Below are 19,124 nucleotides of genomic sequence, written 5' to 3'. Positions count from 1 at the left end.
GAAGTCGGGGTTAAACCGGACACGATAAGCCCGACTTCCCCGAGATCAACAACAGAACACCCCAGCGCCGCCGCTCCCTCGTTGATCTCGGGGAAAAGGACGCTACTGGGCCAGTTTTAGCGTCGTTTTTCCCGAGATCAACGAGGAAGGGGCACCAGGGGTGCGGACGCCACGAACGCGGGTGACCGCGCGCCCACCCGGACCGCGAGTGACCGGACGGACGGCAGGCACGGCCGGGGAACCGCCCCGCTCGCCCCGTCGCCGCCCATAACGACGACCACCTGCACGCCCGCCGGCCGACAGCGCTGCCGGAAGGGCCGCCCTCCTTCGTCGCCGCCTCCATCGGCCGTGTGACGGCGATCCGGCCGGTGCGGCGGGCCCACCGCGCCGCCACGCCCTCTCCTGGCATGAATCGGCCAGCTGAGACACCTTGTGCCGTCGGAATCCCGGTGCCACGCTGAACGGCGTTCGTTTTCGTTCGCCCGGAAGGCCCCGATGTCCACTCCCCCGGCCCCGCAGCTCCCCGGCGGGTTCTCTCCGCTGCAGGACGACGATCCCCGGGAGATCGGGCCGTTCCGGACGGTCGGGCGGATCGGCGCGGGCGGGATGGGCGCCGTCTACGGTGCGCTCGGGCGGCGCGGCGAGCACGTGGCCGTCAAGGTCATCCACCCCCGCTTCGCCTCCGACCCCGCCTACCGGGAGCAGTTCGCCCGGGAGGCCGCCCTGCTGGCCCGGGTGGACGCCGAGTGCGCCCCCGCCTTCCGCGGGGCCGAGACCCGGGCCGAGCGGCCGTGGATCGCGACCGACTTCGTCCCCGGACGGACCCTCAAGGAGCACGTGGCCGAGGTCGGCGTACTCACCGGGGCCGCGCTGGCCTCCTTCGCCGCCGGGACCGCCGAGGCTCTGGCCGCGGTGCACGCCGCCGGGGTGGTGCACCGGGACATCAAACCCGGCAACGTGGTGCTCGCCCCCACCGGCCCCAAGGTGCTCGACTTCGGGATCGCCCGCGCCGCCGAGGACCTGCGCCCCGACGAGCGCACCTACGGCACCCCCGGGTGGATCGCGCCCGAGCGCCTGGAGACCGGGCAGGACTCGCCGCGCGCCGACGTGTACGCCTGGGGCGGCCTCGTCGTCTACGCCGCCACCGGGCGCGGCCCGTTCGGCGCGGGGACCGCGGCCGAGCTGGTGGAGCGGGCGCGCACGGGCGTCCCCGACCTGTCCGGGGTCCCCCGCGAGCTGCTCGGGGTGGTGCGCGCCGCGCTCGACCGCGACCCCGAACGGCGCCCCGACGCGTCGGACGCCGTGCGGGCCACCCTTACCGCCGGTGAGGCCATGGGCGCCGGGGCGGCCGAGGGCGCTGCCGAGGAGCGCGATCGCACCCCGCGCGCCCGCCTGCGCGGCCTGCTCGCCGACGCCTGGACCGGCTTCACCGATGCCGGGCGCGGCCGGGGCGAGTGGATCGCCGCCGGTGTCGCGGGCGCGGTCGGCGTTGGGGCGGGCGCGGGCGCCGTCGGTTCAGCGCTGGGCGGTGGGGCCGCGGGCGGAGCCGGTGCGGGTGGTGCCGGCGCCGGAGCGGCGGCCGGCGCCGCGGGCGCGGGTGCCGGTGGGGCCGCCTCCGCGGGCGGCGGGGTGTTCGGCGGGATGGGCGCCGTCGGCGCGGTCACCGCCGGGGCCGTCGTGGTCACGGCCGTCGTCGGCGGGGGCTGGGTCGCGGGGCGCATGAACGCCGGTCTGCCGATCGTTCCCGGCGGCGGCCAGGAGTCGGCCTCCCCGTCCGCGTCGCCGTCCCCGTCCGAGGAGGAGGACGGAACGCAGGCCGTCGAGTTCAACGGCCTCACCCTGGAGGTCCCCGAGGAGTGGACCGTCATGCGCTACGAGCGCGAGTACACGGCGGTCGGCGGTCCGAGCCCGGGGTCCGGCGAGACGGTGGTCCTGGGGACGGATCCGGACGCGGAGTGCGCACAGGCCGAGGGGAACTTCGGCTACTTCGGCTGCCCGAACGTCCAGCTGATCGGCGAGGCGGGGCTGGCCATCGGCTTCGCGGCCTCCCCCTTCCAGCCGGAGGGCCCCTACGCGCCGCCGACGCAGCCGTACTCCTGCGAGCGGGCGGTGGACGTCACCCAGCTCCCCCCGCCCGAGGACGGGATCGACCCGACCGAATACGGGCTGCCCGCCGACTCCTCCGAGACCGTGGACGTCGGCGGCACCGAAGCGCTCTACCACGTGACGTCGCTGGGGTGTTACGACAACGGGCTGGACCAGCCGGTGAGCACCGAAGGGCCGTACGCCGGCTACGAACAGCGGTACTGGTATCTGGACGAGCTCCAGGTGATCGTGGTCGACGACTTCACCACCGAAGAGCTTCCCGAGATCATGGAGAACGCCGAGGTCTCCTGAATCCGTGATCGATTGGGCGGCCGATTCCCGTCCGGGATACCGGCCGCCCCCGGCCGCCATTCCATGATGCGCGGCCGGACGTCTTCTTCCGCCTCACCCGCGCCCGTTCCCCGAGGCGCCCGAAGGGTCACCGCCCCGGCCGGTGCCGTCCCTACCCCCGTCGGCTGGGCCCCTCGACTCGCGCCCTCGTGACCTGCGGAACTCGTCGGCCAGGTCCAGCACGCCGAGAAGGACGAGCAACGCCCCCAGCGGCCCTCCCTGGAACCAGAGGAATTCCCGGTCCCAAAAGAACAGGGCCAGCACCGCACCGGCGGCCACGAGAACAAGACCGATCACCGCCTTGAACTCCATGATGCTCCCCTCGGTACATTTCTCCCGCCGACTCGCGCAGCTTAGGCGGCCCCCGGCGGCGCGGTCCTTCTCCGCTTCGGGGAGTTCGGCGCTCCACGCCGTACTTCCTTGTGCGTATCGACACCGGCGGAGAGAAGGGGCCGAGGATAGAGAGGGCCTGCCGCCCTCCGTGCGCCCGCTTTCCTCCCATGACGGGGCCGGTTACCGTGAGCCTCATGAGTCAGGGGATGTTCGCCGACGACGCGGTCATCAGGAGGGTGAACCGGGAGGCGTCCACGCTCCTGGCGGCGGCGTACGCCATCCTCCTCCAGGTCGCCCACCCCGCCGTCGGGCAGGGGGTCGGCGACCACAGCGACTTCGCCTCACGCCCCCTGGACCGCCTGCGCGGCACCCTCACCTTCGTCTACGGGAGCGTCTTCGGCACCCGCGAGGAGGCGGAGCGCGTCGCGCGCATCGTGCGGGCGGTGCACCGGCACGTCGTCGGCCCCGGCTACGACGCGCGCGACCCCGACCTCCAGGTGTGGGTGGCGGCCACCCTCTACGAGGGCGCCGTCCGGATCCACGGGCTCGTCTTCGGCGAGCTCTCCCCCGGGGAGAAGGAGGAGCTGCTGGGCCAGTGCGCACTGTTCGCGACCTCGCTCGGCTGCCCCGCGGACCGCTGGCCCGCCGACCTCCCCTCCTTCGAGCGCTACTGGAAGGAGATGGTCGAAGGCATCGAGGTGGGCGACGCCGCCCGGGGGATCGCCCAGGACCTGTTCACCCCGCGCAACCGGGCCCTGCGCCCCCTCACCGCCGTCCAGCGGTTCATCGCCTCGGGCATGCTGCCGCCGACCGTCCGCGAGGGGTTCGGGCTGGAGTGGGACGAGCGCCGGGGCCGCCGGTTCGACCGGTTCTTCGCCGTCGTCAGGGCCGTGTACCCGCGCCTCCCGATGCGCGTGCGCACCCTGCCCCGGGACCTCTACCTGCGCGACATGCGGCGCAAGGCGGCGCGCGGCCGGGCCGTCCGGCGCTGAGGGCGGGACGGCCCGGCCGCGGGGGAGCACCTGGGCCCGCTCAGAGCGACCGGATCGCTCCCCCGTCCACGGCCACGCAGGTTCCGGTGACGTACGACGCCGCCGGGGACAGCAGGAACGCCGCCACCTTCCCGAACTCGTCGGGCCGCCCGGCCCGCCCGAGCGGGACCGCGGCGTCGCGCTTGCGCGACTCCTCCGGCGCGGACGCCTCCAGCTCCTGGATGCGCGGGGTGGAGATGCGCCCCGGCAGGAGGCTGTTCACCCGGATGCCGCGTGGGCCCAGCTCGTCGGCGAGGGTCTTGGCCGCCATCGCCAGGCCCGGCCGGAGCCCGTTGGAGACCGCCAGGTTCGCGATGGGCTGGCGGACCGAGCTGGAGAGCACGAACCCGATCGCACCGCCCTCGCCCATCCGCTCCGCGGCGGCGCGGGCCAGCCGCAGCGCGCCCAGGAAGACGGTCTCGAACGCGCCCGCCCACTGCTCGTCGGTGGCCGCCAGCACCCCGCCCGGAGGCGGTCCGCCCACGCTCACCAGCAGCCCGTCGAGCCCTCCCCACTCCTGCACGGCGGCTGCGACCAGGCGCTCGGCCGCGGCCGGGTCCCCGTTGTCGGCGGCCAGCCCGCGCACGCGGCCCGGGTGGTCGGCCTGCAGTTCGGCGGTGACCGCCTCGACCCGATCGGCCCCGCGCGAGGACACCAGTACCCGCGCGCCGTCCTCCAGGAGCGCGCGGGCCGTCGCCAGGCCCAGCCCGCTCGTCGCCCCGGTCACGATGTAGGACCGGCCCTCGATGCCCAGATCCACCGCTGCCTCCTCCTCGTCTCGGCCCCCACTCCGCGGCGGTCCCCGCGGGGTGGGCCCCGCCATCCTGCCACCGTCCCCTGCGCCCCTCGCGGCTCGGGCGCCCCGTCCGGCGCGCCCGGGCCGGTCCTACGATGGGGACACCCCGCCCCGGAGCGGTCTCCCCAGAGCGGAAGGAGGGCCGGTGCCGATGCCGGTCGCAGACGAGCAGGACACGGTCGGGCGCGCCCTCGTGGTGATGGCCCACCCCGACGACGCCGATTTCGGGTGCGCGGGCACCGTGGCACTGTGGACGCGGGCCGGGACCGAGGTCGTCTACCTGATGGTCACCGACGGCGACGCCGGGGGCGACGATCGGACCGTGGACGGCACCGGCATGGCCGAGCTGCGCCGGGCCGAGCAGCGCAAGGCCGCCGCCGCGGTGGGCGTGCACGACGTGCGGTTCCTGGGGTACCCGGACGGGCGGGTGCTGCCCACGCTGGAGCTGCGCCGCGACATCGCCCGGGTGATCCGCCAGGTGCGGCCGCAGCGGCTGGTCATGCCCAGCCCCGAACGCGACTGGCGGCGGATCGCGGTGAGCCACCCCGACCACCTGGCCACCGGCGAGGCGGCCATCAACGCCGTCTACCCCGACGCCCGCAACCCGCACGCCCACCCCGAGCTGCTGGCCGAGGAGGGGCTGGAGGCGTGGACCGTGCCGGAGGTGTGGATCCCGCACGGCCGCGAGGCCGACCGCTGGTCGGACATCACGGAGGTCTTCGACCGCAAGCTGGCGGCGCTGGCCTGCCACGAGAGCCAGATCCCGGACGTGTCCGCCCTGGAGCCGCGCCTGCGCGAGTGGCTGGGGGCCGCCGCCGTCCAGGGGGGCCTTCCGGAGGGGCGCCTGGCGGAGGTGTTCCAGGTCGTCGACACCCGGTGAGCGCGCCGCGCCCGGCCGCGGATGCGCTCGCCCCCGTGACGCGATAGACGTGTGGAGAGCACCTGTCCGACCGAGACCAAGGAGGCCCGCCGTGGCCCAGCCGCCTTCCCCGTACGAGTTCCTGCCGGAGGTCCCCTCCTTCACCGTGACCAGCCGGGACGTCGCCGACGGGGTGACGCTCCCCATGGCCCAGGTCAGCGGGATCATGGGCGCCGGGGGCGAGGACGTCTCCCCGCACCTGGCCTGGGAGGGCTTCCCCGAGCGGACCCAGAGCTTCGCCGTGACCTGCTTCGACCCGGACGCCCCCACCGCCAGCGGGTTCTGGCACTGGGCGGTGTGCAACATCCCCGCCGACGTGACCTCCCTCCCGGCCGGGGCGGGCGGCGAGGGCGGCCCCGGGCTGCCCGAGGGCGCGGTGACGCTGCGCAACGACGCCGGGAGCAACCGCTACATCGGCGCGGCCCCGCCCGCCGGGCACGGCCCGCACCGGTACATGTTCGCCGTGCACGCGGTGGAGGCGCCCCGCCTGGACGTGGACGCCTCGGCCACCCCGGCGTTCCTGGGCTTCAACCTGTTCTTCACGACCATCGCGCGGGCGGTGGTCACCCCCGTCTACGAGCAGAAGTGAGGCGCCCTCCCGGCTGAAGGCGGAGGCCCCGGCGCGCCGGGGCCTCCGCCTCCCCCGCACTCCCCGCGCGCGGCTGATCGCACATACACTCTGGGTCTCTGGCGTTCGTACGAACTCGAATGGAGTGTGCGCGAACATGTCTTCTGTGCGATCCGAGTGCGCCGCCGTCGTCTTCGACTACGGCGAGGTCCTCTCCCGCCCGCAGGACGAGGCCCACCGGGCCGCGATGGAGCGCCTGGCCGGGGTCCCCGCCGACCGGTTCTGGAACGCCTACTGGGGCGAGCGCCGCGCCTACGACGGGGGCCTGACCGCCGCCGAGTACTGGGGGCGCGTGGCCGAGCGCTCCGGGGCCTCCTGGGACACCGCCCGCGTCCAGGCGCTGTGGGCCTCCGACGTCGCCTCCTGGCTGTCCACCGACCCGCAGGTGACCGCGCTGGTCGGGTCGCTCGCCGAGCGCGGGGTGCGGCTGGCCCTGCTCTCCAACGCCCCCTCCGACATCGCCGGGGCGCTCCGCCACTCCCCCGTGCTCTCCCCGTTCGCGTCCGCCTTCTTCAGCTGCGACCTGCGGCTGTGCAAGCCCGACCCGGCCGTGTACCGGCACGTCCTGGACGAGCTGGGCACCGAGCCGGCGCGCACCGTGTTCATCGACGACCGCGAGGAGAACGTGCTCGCCGCCAAGCGCGAGGGCATCGACGCCCACCACTACGAGGGCCCCGAGGGCCTGCGCTCCTTCCTGGTGGAACGGGGTGCCCTCACCGACGCCTGACCCGCCCGCGCTGACCGCTTGCGGTCAGCACCTGGGCCGGGGCAGTGTGCTCCGGCCCAGGGGGCGGCGCGTCCCGCCGGGCGCCCCCGGGCCCCCCGGACACGGCCCAGGGCACGGGCGCCCCCGCCGTCCTGGGCGCGCGCCCGCGCCGTCACCCGTGGTAGCACGCCCGACAGGGCCTCCCGGTTGTCCTGTGAACCGGAACCGGCCAACCCCGGGCGCCCCGCTGATCTGCGACTTACGCTCGACGTGTACGGATCGACAACCCCCAGCCGGGCCCGGCGCCGCCCCACCGGGGCGGGACCGCCGCGGAAGCGCCCGACCCCCTGCCGTCCCGTGCGCGACCCATGCACATCACCCATATCGAGCGGAGAGGTTCATCGGTGTCCGTTGCACAGCCTTCCGAGCGCCCGACCGTCGTGGTCACGACCGCGGGCTCGGCATCGACCTCCGGAACCATCCTTCACCTGCGGCGTCTGGGGTACCGGGTCGTCGCCACCGACATCGACTCCACCGCGCCCGGCCTCTACCTGGCCGACGCCTGCCGCCTGGTGCCCCCGGGCACCGACCCCGACTTCGCCGCCGAACTGCGGGGCGTGTGCGCCGAGGAGGGCGCGTCCGCCCTCATCCCCCTGGTCGACGAGGAGCTGCTGCCCGCCTGCGGCCTGGCCGCCGCCGGACTGCAGGTGCTGCTGCCCCGGCGCGAGTTCATCGCCACCTGCCTGGACAAGTACGCGCTGATGCGCCGCCTGGCCGCCGCCGGGCTGCCGGTCCCGGCGACCGCGCTCGCCTCGGAGTGGGAGGGCGTGCCGCCGACCCCCGTGGTGGTCAAGCCGCGCTCCGGGCGGGGCAGCCGCGGGGTGGCCGTCTGCCACACCCCCGGGGAGCTGTCCCACCTGCTGGCCTCCGGCGGGCACGCCCCCGGGGAGCTGCTGGTGCAGGAGCGCGTGGCCGGCACCGAGTTCACCGTCTCGGTGGTGGTCTGGCGGGACGGGCGGGTGCAGGCCGTGGTGCCCAAGGAGGTGGTGCTCAAGCGGGGCGTCACCAAGTTCGCGGTCACCCGCCGCGCCGAGCGCGTGGCGCAGGTGTGCCGGGACGTCCAGCGCGAGCTGCGCGCCGACGGGCCGTTCAACGTGCAGCTCGCCCTGGACGAGGCCGGAGAGCCGCGCATCTTCGAGATCAACCCGCGCTTCTCCTCCACCGCGCCGCTCACCACCGCGGCCGGGGTGGACGAGGTCGGCGGTCTGCTGGCGCAGGCGGTGGGCGGCGGGCCGCGGCTGGCCGACGAGTGGCGCGAGGGCGTGGTGATGGTCCGCCACTGGACCGACGAGTTCATCGACGAGGAGGCCTTCGCCGCGGCGGGGGTGCGCCCGGCCGCCTCGGAGCCGATGCGCGAGTACGGGCCCGAGCCCGCCGTGCGGGTGCCGAGGTGAGCCGACCCGGGGCCGCGCCCGGCGAGCTCCTGGCCCCGCTGACGGCGGCGGTGCTGGAGGTCGGCGTGCTGCTGCGGGAGTGGCGGGCCGACGCCGCCGCGGTGCGCGGGGTGTGGGAGGGGTCCCAGTTCAAGGCCGGGGCCGACGCACGGGCGCACCGGGAGCTGAGCGGGCGGCTGTCGGCGCTGTCCCCGGGCGTCCCGGTGCTCAGCGAGGAGGACGCGGCCTCGCAGGTGGAGGCGCGGCCGGAGCGGCACTGGCTGATCGACCCCATCGACGGCACCGCCAGCTACGCCCACGGGTTCCCGGGGTACGTGACGCAGGCGGCGCTGATGGAGGGCGGGCGGCCGGTGCTGGCCGCCATCTACGCGCCGGAGACCGACGTGATGTACGCGGCGGTGCGGGGGCTGGGCGCCACCCGCAACGGGGTGCTGATGCCCCGCCTGGAGCCGGCCCCGGTGGGGACGGGGGCGCTGGTCGACAACACCCCGGAGCCGCGCGGGATCGCCGCCGAGGCCTACGAGCAGTTCGGGTTCGGGGCCTACCAGGAGTGCGGGAGCATCGCGCTGAAGCTGTGCCGGGTGGCGGAGGGGGCGGCCGGGCTCTTCGTCAAGGACGTCCCGGTGCGCGACTGGGACGTGGCGGCGCCGCTGGTGGTCCTGGAGGAGACGGGGGCGGGGCTGGTCCGGCTCGACGGGACGCCGTTCGACTTCCAGGGCGGGTACGAGAGCAGGGGGCTGATCGGGGCGTCGTCGCGGGCGGCGTGCGCGGACGTCGCGCGCTGGTGGCGCGGGCGCCCCGGCGGCGGCTAGCGGCGCCCCCGGCGCGGTCGCGGCCCCCGCGGTCACGACGGGCTCCCTTCGGGGGAGGAGGCCGTGCGGGGGCGGTGGAGCACGACGGCCGCCACGGCGAAGGCGGCGACGAGGAAGCCCGTGGCCACGGCGAACGCCAGGTGGTAGCCCCCGGTCAGGGCCGCTGCGTGGGTCTCCCCCGCGGCGCGCAGCGCGTCGGTGCGGGTGGCGGCGAGTGTGGTGAGCACGGCGACGCCCGCCGCCATGCCGATCTGCTGCGTGGTGTTGAACAGGCCCGAGGCGAGCCCGGCGTCGTCCTCCCGGGCGCCGGACATGCCGAGCGAGGTGAGCGCGGGCAGCGCGAGCCCGAATCCGCCGGCGAGCAGCATCACCGGCAGCAGGTCGGTGGCGTAGTGCGCGTCGACGGGGACCCGGACGAGGAGCCCGAGGGCGCCGATGAGCAGCGCGAGCCCGGTCAGCAGGACGGTGCGCTCGCCGAACCGGGCGTTGAGCCGGGCGGAGACGCCCAGGGAGACGGCGCCGATGACCACGGCGGCCGGCAGCATGGCCAGCCCCGTCTGAGCCGCGCCGTAGCCGAGGACCTTCTGGAGGTACAGGGCGACGAGCACCTGGAACGAGAAGAGGGCGGCGACCATGAGGACCTGCACCAGGTTGGCGCCCGCGACGTTGCGCGAACGGATGATCCGCAACGGCACGATCGGTGTCCTGGCGGTCGCCTGACGGACGACGAACCCCGCGAGCAGGATCACCGCCAGGGCTCCGAGGCCCAGCGTGCTCCCCCCGGTCCAGCCGTGCGCCTCGGCCTGGATGACGGAGGAGATCCCGAGCATGAGCCCCGCCGTGACCAACAGCGCGCCGAGCGCATCGGCACCCGCCGCGAGTCCCACACCCTTGTCGGCGGGGAGGGCGTGCCGCGCGAGGATGAGGACGGCGAGCCCGATCGGCAGGTTGATGTAGAAGATCCAGTGCCAGCTCAGTGCATCGGTCAGCACGCCGCCGAGCACCTGCCCGATCGAGGCGCCAGCCGCGCCGGTGAAGCTGAACACCGCGATGGCGCGGGCCCGTTCCCGCGGGGCGGGGAAGAGCGTGACGAGGATCCCCAGGCCGACGGCCGACGCCATCGCGCTGCCGACGCCCTGCAGGAAGCGCGCCGCGACCAGCACTTCGGGGCTCGTGGCGGCCCCGGCGGCCACCGAGGCGGCGGTGAAGAGGGCGGTTCCGGCGAGGAACATCCGCTTGCGGCCGAGAAGGTCGCCGAGCCTGCCGGCCAGCAGCAGCAGGCTGCCGAACGCGATCAGGTAGGCGTTGACGACCCAGCTCAGCCCGGCGGGCGAGAAGCCCAGGTCGCGCTGGACGGCGGGCATCGCGACGGTCACGATGCTGCCGTCGAGGATCACCATCAGCGAGCCGGCGGCGATGACACCGAGGCCGATCCGCCGGGCCCGCGCATCGGGTGCGGCGGGCGGAGCTTCGGGCGGTGCCTGGTGCGTGGGGGTCGACATGGGTCTCTCCTGTCGGTCGGGACGACAAGAGAGACCGTAGCAGATAGTTTTGTTGCAGACTATCTTTTACGGATCGACCATCCCCGCCGTTCTACCCCTCCCCGCGCTGGCGCGCCCGCCGGACCGGCCGCCCGCTCTCCACCGGCTCCGCCAGATGCCCCTCGGCCAGCCGCCCCAACGCCCTGACGAGCACCTCCCGCTCGGCCTGCGGCAGCGCCGACAGCGCCTCCACGTGCACGCGGTCGACGATCTCCTGGCTCTGCCGGGCGACCCGCTCGCCTTCCGCCGTCACCGCGATGATCCGGGCCCGGCGGTCGGTGCTCGACGGCCGGCGCTCGGCGAGCCCCGCCTTCTCCAGCGCGTCGACCGTCACCACCATCGTGGTCTTGTCCATGTCGCCGATCTCGGCGAGCTGCGCCTGGGTCCGCTCCTCCTCCAGGGCGTGCACCAGGACGCAGTGCATGCGCGCGGTCAGCCCGATCTCGGCCAGCGCCGCGGACATTCGCGAGCGCAGCACATGGCCGGTGTGGTCCAGGAGGAAGGACAGGTCCGGTTGGGTGCGCGTGGGAGCCATCGCAGTCATGCGTCCAGGGTAGCGATTCGTCCCGTGGCGGATAATCCGGAAACGATTCTTTTCCCCTGAAGGGTGGTTGCACGGCGGGCGCCCCCGCCCGTGTCCTCCGTTCGGAGGACGGAGGACCGGCCCACGAGCCGATGCTCCCGCCCGGACGCCGGGTCTACCCTCGAAGTGGGTCCGCCGACGGCGTACTCGAGACGGGGGAACAAGGAGGCGAGCCATGGAGGGCTCCGCAGCACGCCCAGGGGACTACCGGGCCGCCGACAGCGACCGCGACGCCGTCGCCGAGCGCCTGGCGGCCGCGCTCGCGGAGGGGCGCCTGAAGGAGGACGAGTACCGCGAGCGCCTCGACGCCGCGCTCAGCGCGGTGACCCTCGGCGACCTGGAACCGCTCACCGCCGACCTGCCGCCCGCGGGCGCCCCCGCGCCCGCACCCCGCCCGGAGGGGCCCATCGACCTCGCCGCGGCCTCCGCGGCCCATGCCCCCTTCCCCTGGAAGGAGCAGGCCGACGCCTGGCGCTCATGGGCCGGCGGCGCGGTCATCATGGTCGGCATCTGGGGCCTGACCAGCGTCCTGGCCGGGGAGCTCACCGCCTTCTGGCCGATCATCCCGCTGGGCATCTGGGCGCTGGTGGTCATCGCGGGGATGATCAGCGGCAGGCGCGGCTGCTGACCCGGCGTCCAGGGGGGCGGCCCGCCCGGAACCGGCCGTGCACACGCGTCACCCGCGCCCCATAGCGGATCCCCCTCCCGCACAGAGCCTTTTCTCCCGCCACGGCGGCGCGTATCGTGAAATCTCCCATCATCATGCGGCAGGGGGTGGGCGTTGGTGGACGACGAACGCGTTCCCGAGGGCCGTATGCGCGCCTCGGACGCCGACCGGGACGCCACCGCCGAACGCCTCGCTACCGCCCTCGCGGAGGGCCGTCTGGACCTGCAGGAGTACGAGCGCAGGCTGGACGCGGCGATGGCGGCGGTGCACCTGGGGGACCTGCGTGCGCTGACCGCCGACCTGCCCGCGCCGCCGCCGGCCCCGGCCCCGGTCGAGGAGCGCCCGCTGGTCACCGCCGGCGGGGGCGAGGCGGCCTCCCCGTGGAAGGAGTGGGTCGACGAGTGGCGCTGGTGGCTCGGCGGGGCCGTGATCATGACCGGGATCTGGGGCGTGACCAGCATCATGGGCGGCGCGCTGCTGCCGTTCTGGCCGCTGGTCCCGCTGGGGATCTGGGCCGCGATCCTGGTCGCGGCCGCGATCTGGCCGGACGAGAACTCGGGCCGCCGGCGGTGAGCGGCGGGCGGCCGGAGGCGGACCGGTCCTCGACGCACCGGAGGGAGTGACGAGGATGGACGACGAGCGGCTGCCGCCGGAGCGGATGCGCGCCTCGGACGCCGACCGGGACGCCGTCGCACGACACCTGGGGCACGCCCTCCAGGAGGGCAGGCTGACCCTGGTCGAGTACCACGAACGGCTGGACCGGGCCATGGCCGCGGTGACCATGGGCGACCTGTCCCCCCTCACCGCGGACCTGCCCGCCCCGCCGCCGGAGGCGCTGCGCCCGCCCGCGCAGCGGCCCGAGGCGCGGGCGCCCGAGGCCGACCGGTCGCGGGAGTGGCACCGCCGCCTGGAGCCGTGGCGGGGGCTGGCCGCGGTCTCGGTGGTGCTGATCGGCATCTGGGGGGTCACCAGCGTGATCGCCGGGGGGCTGCTGCCGTTCTGGCCGCTGATCCCGATCGGCTTCATGTTCGTGTTCACCTTCGCCGGGGCGCTGAGCGGGGCCCACCGCCCGCCCGAGCGCGGCCGGGGCCGGGCCGACCGGCCGTGGCCTCCCCCGGACGGGCGCTGACGGAGGGCGCCGCGGGGTCAGCGCGGGGTCAGCCCGCGGCGTGCAGCCAGCGGACGGGGGCGCCGTCGCCGGCGTAGCGGAAGGGCTCCAGCTCCTCGTCCCACACCCGGCCGGTGAGGCGGTCCAGCTCCTCGGCGAGGTCGACCTCCTCGGCGGCGGCGCGGTCCATGGCGGTGCGCAGCCGCGCCTCGGAGACCAGGACCTCGCCCGCGGCGCTGGTGACGGCGGTGAAGACGCCCAGGGTCGGGGTGTAGCTGTAGCGCACGCCGTCGCACCCCGGGGTGGCCTCCTCGGTCACCTCGAAGCGCAGGCGCTGCCAGCCGTTCAGCGCGGAGGCGAGCGCGCCGGACATGCCGGGCGCGCCCTGCCAGTTCAACTCCGCGCGGTGCGCGCCGGGTGCCGCCGGCTGGTCGTCCCAGTCGAGCTTCACGGGCACGCCGACGACGCCCGCGACCGCCCACTCGACGTGTGGGCACAGCGCCGCGGGCGCGGAGTGGACATACAAGACGCCACGTGCGGACACCGAACCTCCTGATACGAACGAGTGCGCTTCCCCGTCGCCCTCGTTCTTCCGCAGAGGAGCCGTCCGTTCGGGAGTTCTCCTCGGGCCATTGTGCCCCATGGGCACCAATGGCACCAGGGCGGAGGTGGCCGGATCCGGCATTCCCGCCCGCGGAGGGTTGCGCGGCGGTTAGCGTGACCCCAGGTGTGGCAGGTCCGGTGAGTCTACTTGGGGCGCCCTTGAGTGACCAGACCCGTGACGCCACCGCCTCCGCCGCCGAGCTGGCCGGCCGGGCCGCCGCCGGCGACCACGCCGCCTGGCGGGACCTGATCCGGCGGTACGAGCTGATGGTCGACGCCGTGGTGCACTGCCACGGGGTGACGGGGCTGGACGCCGAGGACGCCCGGCAGACCGTGTGGTGCAGGCTCGCCGAGCACCTCGACGGCATCCGCTCGCCGGAGCGGATCGGGTCGTGGATCGCCCGCACCGCGCACCGGGAGGCGGCCCTGCAGGCGCGGCTGGCGCGGCGCGCGCGGGCGCTGGAGGCCGCGGAGGGCCCACGGCTGCTGGACCCGGTCGACCACCGCACCCCCGAGTCGGAGTTCCTGCGGGCCGAGGTGGACCGCGGGGTGCGGGAGGCCATCGCCGCGATCGAGGAGCCCGAGCGCACGGTGCTGGCGCTGGACCTGCACCGGCCCGGGGCCCCGGCGGCGGAGGTGGCGGACTGCACCGGGCTGGCCCTGGACGAGGTGGCCTCGGTGCGCCGCCGGGCGCGACGGCGGCTGCTGCGGCTGCTGCGGGAATCGGACATGTGAGCGGTCATGTGAGCGGGAGGCGCTGTGCGGGGACGGGACGAGGACGAGCGGGCCGACCTGCTGATCGCCGAGCTGCGGCGGGGCAGGCCCGAGGCGGGGCCGATGTCGGAGCGGGTGGTGCGGGCGGCGGACGGCGCGTTCGCGGCCCGCGCGGTGGAGGCGCCGGTCGCCGAGGTCGTGGACGACTCGCTGGAGCGCAGCGGCGGGGTGCGCCCGAGCACGGTGCCGGGGCCGCGCTATGTGGTGCTGCGGGGGTCCGGGGTCGAGGTGCGCCTGGAGATCAGCGAGCACGGCGACGAGCGCAGGGTCCTGGGGCGGGTGGTGCCGTCGGCGGGAGGGGCGGTGGAGGTGCGCAGCCCCTTCGGGGCGCGTGAGTTCGCCGTGGACGGCGGCGGGGGGTTCACCGCGTGCGGGGTGCCGCGCGGGCCGGTGCGCCTGCTGCTCCGCGACGGCGGGGAGCCGAGGCTGGCGACGCGGTGGATCACGGTGTGAGCGCCGGGCGGCTCGGTCGGCCCCGCGGTGTGGAACGGCACCGCGGCGAAATCATAGGATCTTCGGCGATCCCCGTTCCCTTGGGACCCTCCAGCGCGTTGCCCGCGTGGGCCCCCGACCCCTCCGAGGAGGAAGCGCCATGTCCGAGAACAGCGCCCCTGAGACGCCCCTGGAGGAGCTGCCCGAGCGCAGCAGGCAGGTGGCCGAGGCCCTGCAGGCCGCGGGGGTGGTGCCGCGGGTCCGGCGGCTGGAGGAGTCGGCCCGCACGGCGGCGCTGGCGGCGCAGGCCCTGGGGTGCGAGGTCGGGGCGATCGCGAACAGCCTGGTCTTCATGGCCGGGGAGGCGCCCGTCCTGGTGCTGACGAGCGGACGGCACCGGGTGGACACCAAGGCGCTGGCGGCCCGCCTCGGCCTGCCGGGCCTGGACCGGGCCAAGCCCGAGCAGGTGAGAACGGCGACGGGCCAGGCGATCGGAGGCGTGGCCCCGGTGGGGCACCCGGCCCCGCTGACGACGGTGGTCGACGAGGCACTGGCCGACTACGACCGCATCTGGGCGGCGGCCGGAACGCCGGAGACGGTGTTCCCGACCACCCACGACGAACTCCTCCACCTGACCAAGGGCCGCTCCCTCCCCGTGGCCGGGTGACCCCCCGCCCGAAGGGCTCATCCTGCGCGGTGGAATCGGCGCCTTTCGAGTGATCGCGTGTCGGTTCCACCACCCGGGTCTCCCCGCACCACGCGCCTCCCCGGTCGCACCGCCCGCCCGGTCGGCACATCCGGGACATACCAGACAGCGAACGAGGGGGCCGGGCATCCTGCGTCGTGAAATCGACGCTTTCATGCAGATCAGGCGTCGATCTCACCACCCAGGATGCCCCCGCCCCAGGACGCCCGGATCAGGGGTTCCCGCTCGACCCGCCACCGCCCCACCCCGGGCCCCATAGACGCCGCGGAGCGCACCCCCTGCCCCTGCGCCGTTGAACTGGTCGTGTCCCTTGGAGCGGTGTAATTTCCATCCGCCCAGGTCGGCCCTCCGGTGACGGCCCCGGAGCGGGACCGGCCCGTGGCCGGCCCCCCTCTCGGCGAGGTGGCCTCCGGCCGCCCTGCGAGGGCCGCCCCGGCTGGCGGAAGGTGCACCATTCAGCAGGACACCATCGATGATCTCGGGAAATGCGCCCCTAAGAGCGCCCCGGAAGCGTCGTTCCTCCCGAGATCAATGCCGAGCGCGCCCGCCTATCCGCGCGCCTTCTTGGCCCTGGGCCCATAGGCGCCGCGGAGCGCGTATCCCGCCCTCTGACACACCTAACGCGGAGTGTTCACCCGGGCCATAGCTCTTCCGGAATCGGGCATGCGGGTGACCGCGCGCCCGGTCAGGTATCGGGATGAACGCATCACTCTCCGACATCCGGGACGAGTCCATGCACTCCATCCGCGGTCGCGGTATTCCGGTTACCTCACTCCCCCGCCCCCACCTGCGGCGATGGAACCTGGTGGCCAGGTTCGCCGCCGGCGGCCGCGCCCTGACCTGGGTCTCCCCCTTCCGAGTGCCCCTCGGATCCCCCGTTTCCCCTTTCGGTCCGACCGTCGGCTCCTTGTGTCCGCGCACACGTGCCAGGGATATGCGCCGGTTCACCACTCTTCGCCGACCGCGGTCTTCCACAACCCGTCCGATCAGGCTCCCGGTGCGGTCTTCGGGTTGCTAACAAGGCCATGGAGCGCATCGCACCGGTCTCGTCCGCGATGTGCGCCGTGATCCGTCTCTTCCGGACCGACCGGTCCATCCCCCGGCGAGAGGTGCCGCCATTGGAGAGCCCGCGCCCCCGACGACCGTTCGACACGACCGACGACCCCGCGACACTCGTCGCCCGCGACCCCGCCGCCGCACGCGCCCATGCGGAGGAGGTCCTGGCGTCCGCCCCCGACCCCGGCGCACGGGCGCACGCCCTGTGCACGATCGGCATCTGCCAGCACGAGGAGGGCGACCCCGCCGCCGCGCACCGCACCCTCAGGCTGGCCGCGGCCGCCGCCGACACCGTCGGCCCGGAGGCCACCGCCCGCGCCCGCCAGGCCCGGCTGGCCATCCGCGCCCTGCGCGGTGGGCCCGGCCTGTCCGGCCCCGCGCTCGACCGGCACGCCGACGCGGCCGCCGCCCTCCTGCGGTGCGGCGTCGCCGACGCGCAGCGCGGCCACTTCCCCCGCGCCGTCGACGCCCTCGACGCCGCGCTCGAACGCGTCGGCCCGAGCACGCCCGGGCGGCTGCCGCCCGCCCTGCTCGCCAACCGCGGCCTGGCCCTCGTCTACCTCGACCGGATCGACGAGGCCGCCGACGCCCTCGCCCACGCCCTGGACCTGGCGGACTCACGGCACTTGGGCTACCTGCGCTCCGCAGTGCTGCAGAACCTCGGCTGCCTTGAGGCCCGGCGCGGCGACACGTCCGAGGCGCTCCGCCTGTTCGACGAGGCCTCCACGGGGTCCACGCGCTCCCGGCGCATCGCCCTGCAGATCGACGGCGCCGACGCGCTCCTCGCCGCGGGCCTGCCGGACGAGGCGCGACGGCGGCTGGAGTCGTTCGGCGGCCCCGGTGCGGCCGGTCCGCTGCTGGGCGAGGCGGCGGCCCTGCTCGTCGACGCCAAGCACCGTCTGGCCCGCGGGGACCGGAACGCCGCCCTCGCCCAGGCGCGCCGGGTGCGCGCCCGGTTCGCCCCCGACTCGCTGTGGGCGCACCTGGCCGGGACGGTCGAGTGGTCGGCACGCTGCCTGGCGGCGTCGGAGCCGTCGGCCGGGGCCCGCCGCCGCACGGCGGCGCGGTGCGCGGTCTACGCGCCGACCGGGGCCGCCGGGGCCGTCCGCCCCACGCGCGACCAGGCCGCCGCAGCCGCACTGGTGGACGCGGGCCGCCACGCCGCTGCGCTGCGCCGGCTGGCGGCGGACCTCCCCGGGCACGCCGAGGCGGCCGGGCATACGCGGCCGCGGGAACGGGCCATCGCCGCGGAAGGCGTCCGCCGGGCTCTGGCGGAGGGGCGCGCGGAGGACGTGCTGGCCTGGCTGGAGTACGGCAGGTCCGGCCGCGGCGCCGCGGCCTGCCGGGACCACATGTGGGCGGGGCTGCTGGAGCGGCTGCGCGATGCCTACCGGCGGGCCGAGGAGGGGGACGACACGGCGCTCGGGGAGATCGGGCACTGGTCGGCGCGGCTGGCGGCGGCGCAACTGCACCGCTGCCGCTCGGCGCCCCCGCGCGGCACCCATGTCCTGGAGGAGCTGCGCGACAGGCTCGGCGGGCGGGCGCTGGTGTCCTACGCCGTGGTGGACGGCGACTGCGTGGCGGTGGTGGTGTCCGGCGGCCGGGTGGACGTCCACGTCCTGGCCCCGGCGGCGCGTGTGGCGGAGGAGTGCGCGACGTTCGCGTTCGACGTGCGCATGAGTGTCCTGCGGGGCGAGGAGGAGGGGGAGGGCGCGGCGCTGTCGGCGCGCCGGCTGGGCGGGATGCTGCTGGGGCCTCTCGCGGAGGCGGTGGGCGACCGCCCGGTGGTGGTGTGCCCCGCGCCGGTGACGCAGGAGCTGCCGTGGGGACGGCTGCCCCCGCTGCGCGGCCGGGAGGTGTGCGTGGCGCCGTCCGCACGCTCGTGGCTGGACGCCGACGCGGTTGCCGGGGCTGCGGAGGAGGTGGACGGACCGGCCGTGGTGGCATACGGCCCACAGGTGCCGGGGGCGGCCGCCGAGGCCGGTCTCGTGCGGGAGGTCCTGCGCGGGGCCGGGATGGAGGCGCGGCTGCTGGCAGGCCCCGAGGCCACCGTGGCCGAGCTGCGCGGAAGCCTGCCCGGGGCGCGGGTGGCGCACCTGATCGGGCACGGGGGGATGGCGCCGGAGACGCCGATGCTGGCGGCCCTCCTGTTCGAAGACGGGCCGCTCTTCGCCTATGACGCGGAGATGCTTTCGGCGGCTCCGCGTTTGGCGGTGCTGTCGGCGTGCTGGCTGGGGATGTCGACGCCGGCCCCCTCCGGCGCCCCGCTGGGCATGGGGACGGCCCTGCTGTCGCGCGGGGCCGGGACCGTGGTGGCCTCGGCGGTCCCGGTGCGGGACAGGGAGGTGATGGGCCCGATGGGGAGGTTCTACAGGGCCGTGACGACGGGAACACCCCCGGCCAGGGCGGTAGCCGACCACTTAGCGGAACACGGCTTCCTATGCCTGGGCGCTGGATGACCCCGTGGGGTGCGGGCTGACCCCGTGAAGTGGGGCGGCGGGCGCGCGCACGGCGACGCCCGCCCCCCGCCCCACCCCCC

Annotated in this window: 19 protein-coding genes; 14 read left to right on the top strand and 5 right to left on the bottom strand. The window is 75.5% G+C overall.

Going from position 1 to position 19,124, the window contains the following annotated elements; genetic code table 11:
* The first annotated feature begins 495 nt into the window (after positions 1 to 495).
* Positions 496 to 2,397, top strand: a complete 1,902-nt coding sequence (locus O4J56_RS28250) for a serine/threonine-protein kinase (protein WP_333563829.1) — start codon at positions 496 to 498, stop codon at positions 2,395 to 2,397.
* A 93-nt stretch (positions 2,398 to 2,490) separates the two neighbouring features.
* Here O4J56_RS28250 and O4J56_RS28245 read toward each other — a convergent pair whose 3' ends face one another.
* Entirely contained in the window at positions 2,491 to 2,748 is a 258-nt protein-coding gene (locus O4J56_RS28245) for a hypothetical protein (RefSeq protein WP_270690011.1), read from the bottom strand.
* A gap of 215 nt (positions 2,749 to 2,963) precedes the next feature.
* Between O4J56_RS28245 and O4J56_RS28240 the strand changes: the two genes are divergently transcribed.
* Positions 2,964 to 3,761, top strand: a complete 798-nt coding sequence (locus O4J56_RS28240; RefSeq protein ID WP_270690010.1) for an oxygenase MpaB family protein — start codon at positions 2,964 to 2,966, stop codon at positions 3,759 to 3,761.
* A 40-nt stretch (positions 3,762 to 3,801) separates the two neighbouring features.
* Here O4J56_RS28240 and O4J56_RS28235 read toward each other — a convergent pair whose 3' ends face one another.
* Positions 3,802 to 4,560 (bottom strand): SDR family oxidoreductase, encoded by a 759-nt coding sequence (locus O4J56_RS28235; protein ID WP_270690009.1) that lies wholly within the window; start codon positions 4,558 to 4,560, stop codon positions 3,802 to 3,804.
* Positions 4,561 to 4,747: 187 nt separating this feature from the next.
* Here O4J56_RS28235 and O4J56_RS28230 point away from each other — a divergent pair, with 187 nt between their 5' ends.
* The 5 genes from O4J56_RS28230 (at position 4,748) to O4J56_RS28210 (ending at position 9,115) form a co-directional block, all read left to right on the top strand.
* Positions 4,748 to 5,476 (top strand): PIG-L deacetylase family protein, encoded by a 729-nt coding sequence (locus tag O4J56_RS28230; RefSeq protein ID WP_270690008.1) that lies wholly within the window; start codon positions 4,748 to 4,750, stop codon positions 5,474 to 5,476.
* A 91-nt stretch (positions 5,477 to 5,567) separates the two neighbouring features.
* On the top strand, positions 5,568 to 6,104 hold the full coding sequence (locus O4J56_RS28225) for a YbhB/YbcL family Raf kinase inhibitor-like protein (protein ID WP_270690007.1): 537 nt from the start codon (positions 5,568 to 5,570) through the stop codon (positions 6,102 to 6,104).
* A 136-nt stretch (positions 6,105 to 6,240) separates the two neighbouring features.
* Positions 6,241 to 6,870, top strand: a complete 630-nt coding sequence (locus tag O4J56_RS28220) for an HAD family hydrolase (RefSeq protein ID WP_270690006.1) — start codon at positions 6,241 to 6,243, stop codon at positions 6,868 to 6,870.
* Between the two features lie 419 nt (positions 6,871 to 7,289).
* Positions 7,290 to 8,303, top strand: coding sequence for an ATP-grasp domain-containing protein (locus O4J56_RS28215; protein ID WP_270690016.1), 1,014 nt, complete (start codon positions 7,290 to 7,292; stop codon positions 8,301 to 8,303).
* Positions 8,300 to 9,115, top strand: a complete 816-nt coding sequence (locus O4J56_RS28210; protein WP_270690005.1) for a 3'(2'),5'-bisphosphate nucleotidase CysQ family protein — start codon at positions 8,300 to 8,302, stop codon at positions 9,113 to 9,115. Before O4J56_RS28215 ends, O4J56_RS28210 begins: the two co-directional genes overlap by 4 nt.
* A 32-nt stretch (positions 9,116 to 9,147) precedes the next feature.
* Here the strand turns inward: O4J56_RS28210 and O4J56_RS28205 are convergent, their stop codons facing one another.
* Positions 9,148 to 10,617 (bottom strand): MFS transporter, encoded by a 1,470-nt coding sequence (locus O4J56_RS28205; RefSeq protein WP_270690003.1) that lies wholly within the window; start codon positions 10,615 to 10,617, stop codon positions 9,148 to 9,150.
* Positions 10,618 to 10,708: 91 nt separating this feature from the next.
* The gene (locus tag O4J56_RS28200; RefSeq protein ID WP_270690002.1) at positions 10,709 to 11,200 is read right to left on the bottom strand and encodes a MarR family winged helix-turn-helix transcriptional regulator; all 492 of its coding nucleotides are present in this window, start codon (positions 11,198 to 11,200) and stop codon (positions 10,709 to 10,711) included.
* Positions 11,201 to 11,414: 214 nt separating this feature from the next.
* On the opposite strand from O4J56_RS28200, the gene O4J56_RS28195 reads away from it, so the two are divergent.
* The 3 genes from O4J56_RS28195 to O4J56_RS28185 all read left to right on the top strand — a co-directional run bounded on the left by O4J56_RS28195 (position 11,415) and on the right by O4J56_RS28185 (position 13,035).
* On the top strand, positions 11,415 to 11,867 hold the full coding sequence (locus tag O4J56_RS28195) for a DUF1707 SHOCT-like domain-containing protein (protein WP_270690001.1): 453 nt from the start codon (positions 11,415 to 11,417) through the stop codon (positions 11,865 to 11,867).
* A gap of 186 nt (positions 11,868 to 12,053) precedes the next feature.
* Entirely contained in the window at positions 12,054 to 12,479 is a 426-nt protein-coding gene (locus tag O4J56_RS28190; RefSeq protein WP_270690014.1) for a DUF1707 SHOCT-like domain-containing protein, read from the top strand.
* 55 nt (positions 12,480 to 12,534) lie between these two features.
* Positions 12,535 to 13,035 (top strand): DUF1707 SHOCT-like domain-containing protein, encoded by a 501-nt coding sequence (locus O4J56_RS28185; RefSeq protein WP_270690000.1) that lies wholly within the window; start codon positions 12,535 to 12,537, stop codon positions 13,033 to 13,035.
* Positions 13,036 to 13,063: 28 nt separating this feature from the next.
* On the opposite strand, the gene O4J56_RS28180 is transcribed toward O4J56_RS28185, so the two are convergent.
* Complete coding sequence (locus O4J56_RS28180; protein ID WP_270689998.1) at positions 13,064 to 13,558, bottom strand: DUF3145 domain-containing protein; 495 nt, start codon at positions 13,556 to 13,558, stop codon at positions 13,064 to 13,066.
* A gap of 218 nt (positions 13,559 to 13,776) precedes the next feature.
* Here O4J56_RS28180 and O4J56_RS28175 point away from each other — a divergent pair, with 218 nt between their 5' ends.
* The 4 genes from O4J56_RS28175 to O4J56_RS32180 all read left to right on the top strand — a co-directional run bounded on the left by O4J56_RS28175 (position 13,777) and on the right by O4J56_RS32180 (position 19,044).
* A complete protein-coding gene (locus O4J56_RS28175; protein WP_270689996.1) occupies positions 13,777 to 14,352 on the top strand; it encodes an RNA polymerase sigma factor in 576 nt (191 codons plus the stop codon).
* Positions 14,353 to 14,376: 24 nt separating this feature from the next.
* A complete protein-coding gene (locus tag O4J56_RS28170; protein WP_270689995.1) occupies positions 14,377 to 14,844 on the top strand; it encodes a hypothetical protein in 468 nt (155 codons plus the stop codon).
* A gap of 139 nt (positions 14,845 to 14,983) precedes the next feature.
* Positions 14,984 to 15,490 carry a YbaK/EbsC family protein gene (locus tag O4J56_RS28165; RefSeq protein ID WP_270689993.1) on the top strand — a complete coding sequence of 169 codons (507 nt, stop codon included), beginning with the start codon at positions 14,984 to 14,986 and terminating at the stop codon, positions 15,488 to 15,490.
* A gap of 2,771 nt (positions 15,491 to 18,261) precedes the next feature.
* Positions 18,262 to 19,044 carry a CHAT domain-containing protein gene (locus O4J56_RS32180; protein WP_408639184.1) on the top strand — a complete coding sequence of 261 codons (783 nt, stop codon included), beginning with the start codon at positions 18,262 to 18,264 and terminating at the stop codon, positions 19,042 to 19,044.
* Positions 19,045 to 19,124 lie beyond the last annotated feature (80 nt).

The organism is Nocardiopsis endophytica (assembly GCF_027706725.1).
GTDB classification, from domain to species: Bacteria; Actinomycetota; Actinomycetes; order Streptosporangiales; family Streptosporangiaceae; genus Nocardiopsis_A; species Nocardiopsis_A endophytica.
The sequence above is the reverse complement of the archived record's forward strand: the minus strand, read 5'-3'. Positions and strand labels throughout refer to the sequence as shown.

Excerpts from the sequence above, each read along its gene's own strand:
- O4J56_RS28240 (WP_270690010.1), top strand. The coding sequence starts at position 2,964 with ATGAGTCAGGGGATGTTCGCCGACGACGCGGTCATCAGGAGGGTGAAC.
- O4J56_RS28185 (WP_270690000.1), top strand. The coding sequence starts at position 12,535 with ATGGACGACGAGCGGCTGCCGCCGGAGCGGATGCGCGCCTCGGACGCC.
- O4J56_RS28195 (WP_270690001.1), top strand. The coding sequence starts at position 11,415 with ATGGAGGGCTCCGCAGCACGCCCAGGGGACTACCGGGCCGCCGACAGC.
- O4J56_RS28220 (WP_270690006.1), top strand. The coding sequence starts at position 6,241 with ATGTCTTCTGTGCGATCCGAGTGCGCCGCCGTCGTCTTCGACTACGGC.
- O4J56_RS28250 (WP_333563829.1), top strand. The coding sequence starts at position 496 with ATGTCCACTCCCCCGGCCCCGCAGCTCCCCGGCGGGTTCTCTCCGCTG.
- O4J56_RS28200 (WP_270690002.1), bottom strand. The coding sequence starts at position 11,200 with ATGACTGCGATGGCTCCCACGCGCACCCAACCGGACCTGTCCTTCCTC.
- O4J56_RS32180 (WP_408639184.1), top strand. The coding sequence starts at position 18,262 with ATGAGTGTCCTGCGGGGCGAGGAGGAGGGGGAGGGCGCGGCGCTGTCG.
- O4J56_RS28190 (WP_270690014.1), top strand. The coding sequence starts at position 12,054 with ATGCGCGCCTCGGACGCCGACCGGGACGCCACCGCCGAACGCCTCGCT.
- O4J56_RS28230 (WP_270690008.1), top strand. The coding sequence starts at position 4,748 with ATGCCGGTCGCAGACGAGCAGGACACGGTCGGGCGCGCCCTCGTGGTG.
- O4J56_RS28245 (WP_270690011.1), bottom strand. The coding sequence starts at position 2,748 with ATGGAGTTCAAGGCGGTGATCGGTCTTGTTCTCGTGGCCGCCGGTGCG.
- O4J56_RS28165 (WP_270689993.1), top strand. The coding sequence starts at position 14,984 with ATGTCCGAGAACAGCGCCCCTGAGACGCCCCTGGAGGAGCTGCCCGAG.
- O4J56_RS28205 (WP_270690003.1), bottom strand. The coding sequence starts at position 10,617 with ATGTCGACCCCCACGCACCAGGCACCGCCCGAAGCTCCGCCCGCCGCA.